Below are 8,681 nucleotides of genomic sequence, written 5' to 3'. Positions count from 1 at the left end.
CTCTATGGTGTACTCGGGCTTTACTGGGACTGGAAAGTCCTTCCCCTAAAAAGTGCAGAGAGTTTCCGCTGAAAGTGTCTGCCATTTGATAGGTCTCATAACCCTTTTGATGAAGTTTATGGGGTGAGCTGCTTGAGGGAAAACCTCACGAGCAGTTCTTATGGGGAGTGGCTGGAAACGGGTCACAACTGATACCGCGCCAGTCTTTTACCCGACAGCTGTTATTTAAAATATGGAAATCTTGGTTTCGAATTCATCGTTGTAAATCTATTAAACAAGAGCGATTAGAATGCCACCTTTATGGACAACTCATTAGTATCCTATTATGTTCTTCTACTATGTTTAAAATGAGAGAACCCCTGTTAGGTAAAAAACAGAAAGAACTAAGTGAATATAAAGCGATGTACATAATTAAAGATTATTTCTTACTTTTTCATCAAGCACTACATAAAAACACCCAAGAATTATCAAAGATTCTCCTTCGTCTGTTTAACCTCCTACAGCGAAACGGACGAAAATCTCACAGATATGAGAAAAAAACAGTCTTTGATATTTTAGGTGTTGTGTATGAGTATACCACTTCTGCCCATCAGGTAGCATAGTGAAAAATTTGAAACCCGTCAGGGTTTATTTGATGTGCCTACTTTTATAACATCTATAAAAGATAATAAAAAACTACGTGGAAAGACCGTATTTTGTATAAAAATATACGTTAAGTTGATGGATGTGTGACGGTACCCCTATGATAAAAAACGAATTTATAAAAAAGATGCTTGTTTATCATACAATATAAGTTTGCCAAGTATTTTTCATTGAGTTATTTTTATATAACTTCAAATATTGATAATACCTTTTTAAAGATATCTTAGTTTTGAATCCTATTATACGTACCAATTCATCTTCATTTATTCCTTTCTTAATAAGTCGGAGAATAAATGTGTTTCTTAACTGCTGTGCAGAAATACGCCTATTTAGTTCTGCTCGTTTCACTTCAAGTCTTATCATTTTTTGTATAGCAACCTCCGACAAGGCCTTTGGTGCATCATTTTCATACACCCAACGAAAAGTACCCCAATTAAAATCAAATGCGACAAATAGGGGATTATCCGTATGTTGTCGAGGCCTTAAGGGTTCCGGTATGGTGGTATAATATTTGTAAAGCTGCTGTGTATCTTCAGCTGTTAAGAAGACCGATCTAGTAACTCCGTTTTCTCCTGGAACAATTAAAGTGTTCCTAGCAAACTGTATATGTCTCATATTAAGCGATACAAGCTCTTGTAAAGACAAACCGTAGTTTACTATTAAATTAATTATACAAGCGTTTCTATCCATGATTAGAGGCCGATATTTAGCTTGTCTCTCTGTTAACCCCTTTGTTGATAGAACAGTTTGTTTTAAAAGCGCTTCTTCCAATTCGGTAATAAAACCATTGTCATTTAGTGATTGATCCGGAATTAAAGAGAGATGAATATCATCTAATGGACTAACTATACCTAAAAACATGTGTAACTTCTTTAAAACCACCCATATCCTGTGCCTTGTTTTAAGAGAATATTCTCGTTTGTTTTCTAACACTGAGAAATAAGCTTGATAATCATCTACGGATATTTCATTCCATGATTTGATATGTAAAAGCAACTCATTTTCATTCAACCATCTATAAAAATCTTTAATATCGTATGCATAGCGTTGGATTGTAGAATGTTTTCGGCCTTTTTCACTTAAATATGTAGAGAAAGCTTCTAAAGTTTTCTCTAAGCTAATTGTCTCGTTCAATATAATCACCTAATTTCTTTGGATATATTATAACAGAAAATAAGTGAAAGACCTGCTACGCACGGTTGCTGGCATATCCAAAAAGGCACTACAAAAACTAATCCCCAAAGAATCCCTTTAAAAAATCCAATCTCGTTATAGGTATTCATTTCTATGTAAGTCATATCTTTTAGTACAGCCATGTTTAATCCTCCCAATATATATTGTTTATTAAAATGAAAAAAGGACAAACCTAGTCCTGGTAGGGATACGTAGGTTTGTCCTTTTTTATGTGGGTAATGATATATTTAATTACCATTATTATAACGTGATTTACAAATATTATCAATTAGGTCGGACATCTTATTAACAAGGATACTAGCTGTATTAAAAATCTATTATAAATATATATCTTATATATTAAAAAGAAATAAAGATAAAACTTTTATAGGTTATTCAAAATAGAGGTTAGATTTACTCCTGTAAGGGGAAATTTGATATAAAAACATAAAAAATCATAAATTACAGAAAAAGTATCCGTAGATTCAAGGATTATTAGACTTTTAATTCTACAAAAAAGCAGAAAGAAAATACTATATTTCTACATGAAATCGGAAAGAATTTGATACCAATCGCATTATATATATTCAACCTCGTAAATAGAAATTGCTTTACTTATTTTGGTAATAAAATTGATGTTAATCGTTTATTTATCCACATTTTATTCAGATTAGGCAGCTATTTGTTAACATTACTCAGTATTTACATATAACTCACATTATTATTGATGATTTTTATTAGATAAATACAACAACATTAGTAATTACAATGATTTTAGAAAAATTATATTCACATTGGATCATATTTATCCTCATATCCACTATTTTTATGATTTTCCTTTTGATTTTTTGTAGGTATTATGAGATAGGTTTTAATACATTAGAAGAATACACTCTAGTATTATGTGGAGAGTTATGTATTGATAGAATCGAATTTGTATAGAAGTGCATAAAACAAGACTCCATTTTACATGAAGTCCTTCTAATTTGGTATTTATAAATAGGTTAGTAGAAAAGGATTACTATTAAAACAAACACGAATAGCCCTCTACTTTCGATTTTTTCAAAAATAGAGAGCTTGTTGCTATTAGTTTATTTCCATTGCGGTTAGCACCTGATCTGGAGCTGTTATTGTTACACCAGCACGTACTAAACGTTCGAAGATACGCATAAACTCTAGTAAATGAAACTGCTTTGGTAGCTCAATAACACGAAGTTTTTCTTGTGGCAGCTTATCAATTGCTTCGATAAACCATTCACGCACATCACTTGGAATCGTGCGTTCTTTATGACCACGAACTTTTAGCTTTTCACGCATTTCAATTTCTAAAGCGCTATATGCATGGAGATTAACACCCTGATCGTATGCATATTTTCTAAATAATGTTTCTTCCTGGTATTTTAGATAATTACGGTGATAAGACTCTTCCGTCACTGGTACAGCAAACTTCTGCTTCAGTAGTTCATGCACATTTTTAAACATCTTCTTAATGTTACGAAGAGAGTACATGGAATAATGTAGACCGAAATTAAAGATAGCTTGCTCACGATCGCTATTTCTCTCTTTTGGTATATGTTGTGCAATAAGAGGGTAGATACCTTCTTTTGCTGCAGTATCGAGAATTTGATATTGTGATGTTTGATGCAATAGTTTTTTCAATGTATATACAAGTTTTGTAGGGTATCCTTCTTTGCGATCAACCATATCACGAAGGCCACGAACTACACTACGAATTTGACGATGACAAGTATGCTTTAAGACATGAATGAACTTATTCATGTCTGCAGATAGTTCGCCGATATGCATCTCTTGTAAGATTGCTTCGATAAACTTCGCTTTACGTGCATAGGTAGCTTTTGGTGTAAATGGATCCCTATGTTGTTCTTCTCCAGCTTCTTTCGAACATAAGAAGTCTGAATGGATAGACAGATATAATGTCGTATATCGTTTTGTATGTTTTACACCTTTTTGCATTTTGCAAATTTTGAATAGGGGATTCCCCGTACATGGTAATGCAGTTGTTAATTCCTCGATAACCGCACGAATCTGATGCGGATATTTTTTATGTAAGAAACGATACATCCCACCAAAGTGAGTTTTGTTTCCTCTTTCGTCCTGCTTGTCCAAAGAACGCTTTAATGTTGTTTCCGTATGTTGTTGCATCGCAATGTCTAAGAATAATTTCTTAGCTGCTACAGATAGCTTAAAGAAATCCTTTGTAAATATAACAGGACTAATATATACATACGGATTTGCTTTTTCTGTTTCCTCATTCATAAAATGAGTGAGTTTAATTGTATAACGGCCATCTAGTCCGTTTTCAATGGAGATAATATTATGTAAGTTTAATTTCTTTAATGCGATATAGAATTGAGAGTGTTGGATATAAGCAAATTCTTCTTTATATTGCTTGTAATCTTCCCACATCATATGTATTGTTACATTTGGAATGACACCATTAGTAAAGCATTTCTTATGCAGATATAAGAAAACTTCGAGATCAGCATTTGTAATGCCGTATAATTTATGCTTTCTTCCCGCTTTTTCTGCAAGTGCAGACATCGTGCGACGTGAAAAAGATGGTTTGGCTTTTTCGACAAAGCCTTCTACGTCAGCCATACGTTCTTCGTATGTCATGTGCTGCAGAATATCTTCTAAATATGTATCTTTATAGCTGTAGTATTTCTCCTCAAATGTTTCCACAAATTTTTGCCAAGATTTTATGGTTACTAGCACAGCATTGGTTGTTTCCCCATTTAAGCTACGTTGATTTCGTATTACAAATGATTTCCCCATCTTTTTCACCTCCGTTCTACAAATTCATAAATATATGCCAAAATACTATAAAATATACCAATTTTGATTATAGCAAAATGAAAAATGTTGAAAGGTACCCCTTTAAGAGGAATTTATAAAACATGAAACACGTTATAAACCCAATGATTATAAGGGATCGGAGAATCTATGGAAAAAAATTTGTGTTAAGGATATGGTAAAAAACGTTTCATGTCCTAATTGTATAAACACAATAATGAAACACGGGAAGATTGTTGATATATAGAGGGTTAAGGAGAAATTTTTCTAATTTTAGGTCAAGGATATGGCAAAAGTGTTTCGTGTTTTAATCATAGGTCGTTCATTAGGGAAAGATACTGTAAATCCCTTTATATAAAGGGTTATAGGAGAAAATTTAATAACTTTAAGGTCAAGGATATGGTAAAAGGTGTTTCATGTTTTGATTTTTATAAGGTCAAGGATATGGTAAAAGTGTTTCATGTTTAATATATAATGAAATTATCGGGGGAATAAGGTAAAACGTTGTTACATAAGGGTTTATGGCTGTTTTATATATGTATTTAGGTCAAGGATATGGCAAAAATAATTTGTTAAAATTCAAAGGTTTTATGTATTAAAATAAAGGTGAACTGTTGATATCTGTGGGTTTATAAGGTATTGGAAAAATTTTTGTATTACGTATTTAAATTAATTGATGTCTTATGTTTTCGGGTTTAGGTTAAGGGTATGGCAAATTTCTTTCAAATAAATAGTAAAGAATTTAGTGTATATGCGGTATAAATTCTATTCAAATGAACATTTTATGAGAATATGGGAACGATTAGATAAAAATGTTTCATATTTATAGTGAAGGTTCACTATATGGTAAAAAGTGTTTCATCTCTTAATTTATTAGAGTGATTGAAGACCTATTGAAAACTAATGTATAATTAATGTTATTTTATGTTGTAAATAAAGAAAAATCGTGTCAGTACTGCTTGAATATAACTAAAGCTGGAAAAAATAATTGTTTACATATATGTATTAGATTAAATGTTTGTTTGAAAGAAAATACGGAAGGAGTGAAAATGTGGAGAGATTAACACAACTGTTTACGGATGCATTATTAATATCTGAGCCCTTATATGGAAATAATAAAGTAGTTTGGAACAAATGGACTGCCTATAGTTCAGATGTAGAAAAAGATAGTACTAAGGTTGTGACTTCTCAATATGTTTCCCCATCTTTTTCGGCATTAGTATCATGGTTGAGTAAAAAGAATGAAGAAGGAATTACTTCGTTACAAATTGGTATTAAGTTAAAAGAGTATAAAGATGAAATTCATGCAACTATTGAAAAGGTATTAGAAGACGAGTTTAAGAATGCTAATAAGTTTAATGATGGAACAATCATCCAGGGAGACGTAAATGAGGATGAAACGGATGAACCAGTTGATAAAGAATATTTTGAAGTTAATAATTCCGCAGTTTATTTTAAATTACGTGATGGAATCTCTAAAAATCACTTTGAAGAAGATTCAGGTATGGGTGTAAAATCTTACCCTATTGAAACAAAGGAAAGTAATGCAATAGCTCAGCTCTCTTCTCACAGAGATGAAGATTTAAAGCTTATTAAAGATGATGAAGCATCTCGTTGGAATACTTTGGTGAATGATGTAATGAGCAATATGGATGATTTGACAGCTGATGTACTGGACTCCATTACCATCCAGTGGCTAGCACAAGCAAAATCCCCAGATGAATTCATAGAATTTTCATATGAGCAAGTATTGGATATGTGCAATGTACCAAAAAAGAAAGTAAGTAAAGGAGAGTACTACAGACCTGAAGATAAAATTAAGGTTGCTAAGCGTATTGCAGCACTAGCAAGTATATTCATTTATTTAAATGATGATAATGAAGTAGTAGTCTTAAATGAAGAAAATGAACATGATGAAAAATATAAAGTAAAGAGAGAAGTTGTCAAACGGTTATTTGTCTTGGATTCAGTTGTATTGTGGAGACACAATACAACAAATGAATATATGGGCATTGAATCTTGCCGTATCAAACCAGGGAGTTTTTTAACAAGTTATTTATATGGTTCAAATAATACCACAGCATTATTATCTAAAAAGGCACTTGAGTATAATAGTTATCGACATAAGTATCATAAACGTTTAATTCGTTATCTAACATGGCAATGGAGAATACGGCAAATATATTCAACTTTGAAGCGACCATACTCCATTGGAGGAGATAAAGGCTTATTAGCTGTTATGGCAATCCCGCTTACTTGGAAACCGAGTCGGATTAGAGAACACCTAGAGAATGTTCTTACTGACTTAGAAAAAGAGAACGTAATTTCTAAGTGGGAGTATACAGTAACATTAGATGAAGAACGTTTTAATAAGAAGAATTGGTTTAAAGATTATTGGGTGAATTTAAATATTACTATACTTCCACCGGAAGAATTAATTAAGTCAATGTATAATTTACCTAAGAAAAAAACACTAGAGTTAGAAAATAATACTGAAGAATCTGTAGAGTATTTTGAAAAGGCTAAGGATGTCGTTAATATGACTCCGAAAAAAAATAATGAAGAGCTTAATAGATTTGATGAAGAGGCTGTTCGAGAGAAAATACTTAAACAACGCAAAGTTGATAATAAGTCTATACGAGAATTAGCAAAAGAAATAAGAATATCAGCACCTACATTATCTAGATTTTGTAACAGGGAAACCAAGCGGCTATCTGCAAATGCAGTTGAAAAAATGTCTAAGTGGTATGAGAGACAAGGAATATTAGAAAAAATGTAATGGCTAACCAGATTATTAAAGAAGAAAAAACATTTTGTAGAATGTTTTTTCTTCTTTTTACTATGTCTGTTTCTAAATAATAATTTATAAATAGTTTTTATGCTCTCTGAGAGAATAGATCCTTTGCAATAATATTAATTAAACATGAAGATAGGCTAAGTACAGCAGCCCCCTCATTATATAAAAGTATTACAAAAAACAGAAAAAATAGAATCGACATAAGTATTATTTCATTTTTAGCCTGTTTGATATGTTTCAACATAGTTAACATCTCCTTATACTATAAATAGGTTAGTAGAGTGCTAGGAGCTAAAGCTAGACTCTCTATTTGCATATTTTACTTATCGAAGGTCCGTATTTTAATAGTAAAATAGGATTATTTTCATATTTTCAAAAAAATCTTGCTATAAAAATTTGGATTGTGTAATATATGGGTATATTTTTAGTTTATTTGATTCCGTTTATTTCCACACCTTTTTTGTGTTGTTTTCAAGTTCGCAACCTGGATTATGAATCATAGCAATTTAAAAATAACAAAGGATAGAATAATGAATTTCGAATTTAATATTCTGAATTAATACTTTTTAAAAAGCATTTATTTCCAAGTGGGGTTGTTATATAATTCAAATAAAATTGTTATTATTTACCTTAAAGGTATTTATTTGTAATGTTAGGTGCGATAAATGAAACCTTAGTGATGACATACTATGTATAAGACTTTGAATGTTTATTTATCGAAAGCTATATCATATAACTTTCGAATAGTGTATAAGAAAAATATAACAGAAAAAAGCCATGAATGATGTACTAACAAACTGTAGAAAAAGAAAAATATCGATACAAAGAGAGCAATTACATCAAGAACAAAAAAGATTTTTTTCTTATCCATAATAATTCACCTCATTTAGTATATGATGATTCATTTGAAGATTCATATAAACACTAACATTAATTAAGGGGGAGGGTTCTGTTGCAAATTTTTCTAAGAGAAGTTAACATGTAAGAAAAATGATTAGAGGAGTAAGATACATGAGATATTTTAAAGGAAAACACTTCAAACAAGATATTATTTTAGTAGCCGTTGGCTACTATTGTCGTTTTTCTTTAAGTTATCGTGATGTCTCTGAAATTTTGAAAGAACGTGGTGTTTCAGTTCATCCCACAACTATTATGCGTTGGGTTCATGAATATGGCCACCTGATTTATCAAATCTGGAAAAAGAAAAATAAAACGGCACACCAGACCTGGCATTTAGATGAGACTTACATCAAAG

At 31.4% G+C, this 8,681-nt stretch carries 4 protein-coding genes and 3 pseudogenes; 4 read left to right on the top strand and 3 right to left on the bottom strand.

Annotation, left to right across the window (positions count from 1 at the left end; all coding sequences use genetic code 11):
- Together C4S65_RS33335 and C4S65_RS33330 are read left to right on the top strand one after the other, a co-directional pair.
- Positions 1-72: pseudogene (locus tag C4S65_RS33335) on the top strand (reverse transcriptase); the annotation flags it as partial.
- 143 nt (positions 73-215) lie between these two features.
- A pseudogene (locus C4S65_RS33330) lies at positions 216-602 on the top strand (IS4 family transposase); the annotation flags it as partial.
- Positions 603-780: 178 nt separating this feature from the next.
- On the opposite strand, the gene C4S65_RS33325 reads toward C4S65_RS33330, so the two are convergent.
- The 3 genes from C4S65_RS33325 to C4S65_RS33315 all read right to left on the bottom strand — a co-directional run bounded on the left by C4S65_RS33325 (position 781) and on the right by C4S65_RS33315 (position 4,611).
- Positions 781-1,785 (bottom strand): tyrosine-type recombinase/integrase, encoded by a 1,005-nt coding sequence (locus C4S65_RS33325; RefSeq protein WP_103945906.1) that lies wholly within the window; start codon positions 1,783-1,785, stop codon positions 781-783.
- Positions 1,782-1,958 (bottom strand): hypothetical protein, encoded by a 177-nt coding sequence (locus C4S65_RS34825; protein WP_181032177.1) that lies wholly within the window; start codon positions 1,956-1,958, stop codon positions 1,782-1,784. The genes C4S65_RS33325 and C4S65_RS34825 overlap by 4 nt, the downstream gene beginning before the upstream one ends.
- 943 nt (positions 1,959-2,901) lie before the next feature.
- Positions 2,902-4,611 carry a hypothetical protein gene (locus C4S65_RS33315; protein ID WP_103945905.1) on the bottom strand — a complete coding sequence of 570 codons (1,710 nt, stop codon included), beginning with the start codon at positions 4,609-4,611 and terminating at the stop codon, positions 2,902-2,904.
- Positions 4,612-5,680: 1,069 nt separating this feature from the next.
- Here C4S65_RS33315 and C4S65_RS33310 point away from each other — a divergent pair.
- Both C4S65_RS33310 and C4S65_RS33305 read left to right on the top strand, forming a co-directional pair.
- Positions 5,681-7,408 (top strand): helix-turn-helix transcriptional regulator, encoded by a 1,728-nt coding sequence (locus C4S65_RS33310; RefSeq protein WP_103945904.1) that lies wholly within the window; start codon positions 5,681-5,683, stop codon positions 7,406-7,408.
- Positions 7,409-8,437: 1,029 nt separating this feature from the next.
- Positions 8,438-8,681, top strand: a pseudogene (locus tag C4S65_RS33305) (IS6 family transposase); the annotation flags it as partial.

Origin of the sequence: Bacillus sp. ok061, from assembly GCF_900108285.1 — a bacterium.
GTDB classification, from domain to species: Bacteria; Bacillota; Bacilli; order Bacillales; family Bacillaceae_G; genus Bacillus_A; species Bacillus_A thuringiensis_S.
The sequence above is the reverse complement of the archived record's forward strand: the minus strand, read 5'-3'. Positions and strand labels throughout refer to the sequence as shown.

What these genes read in the sequence shown, in the direction of transcription:
- C4S65_RS33315 (WP_103945905.1), bottom strand. Translation starts at nt 4,611, where the DNA reads ATGGGGAAATCATTTGTAATACGAAATCAACGTAGCTTAAATGGGGAA.
- C4S65_RS34825 (WP_181032177.1), bottom strand. Translation starts at nt 1,958, where the DNA reads ATGGCTGTACTAAAAGATATGACTTACATAGAAATGAATACCTATAAC.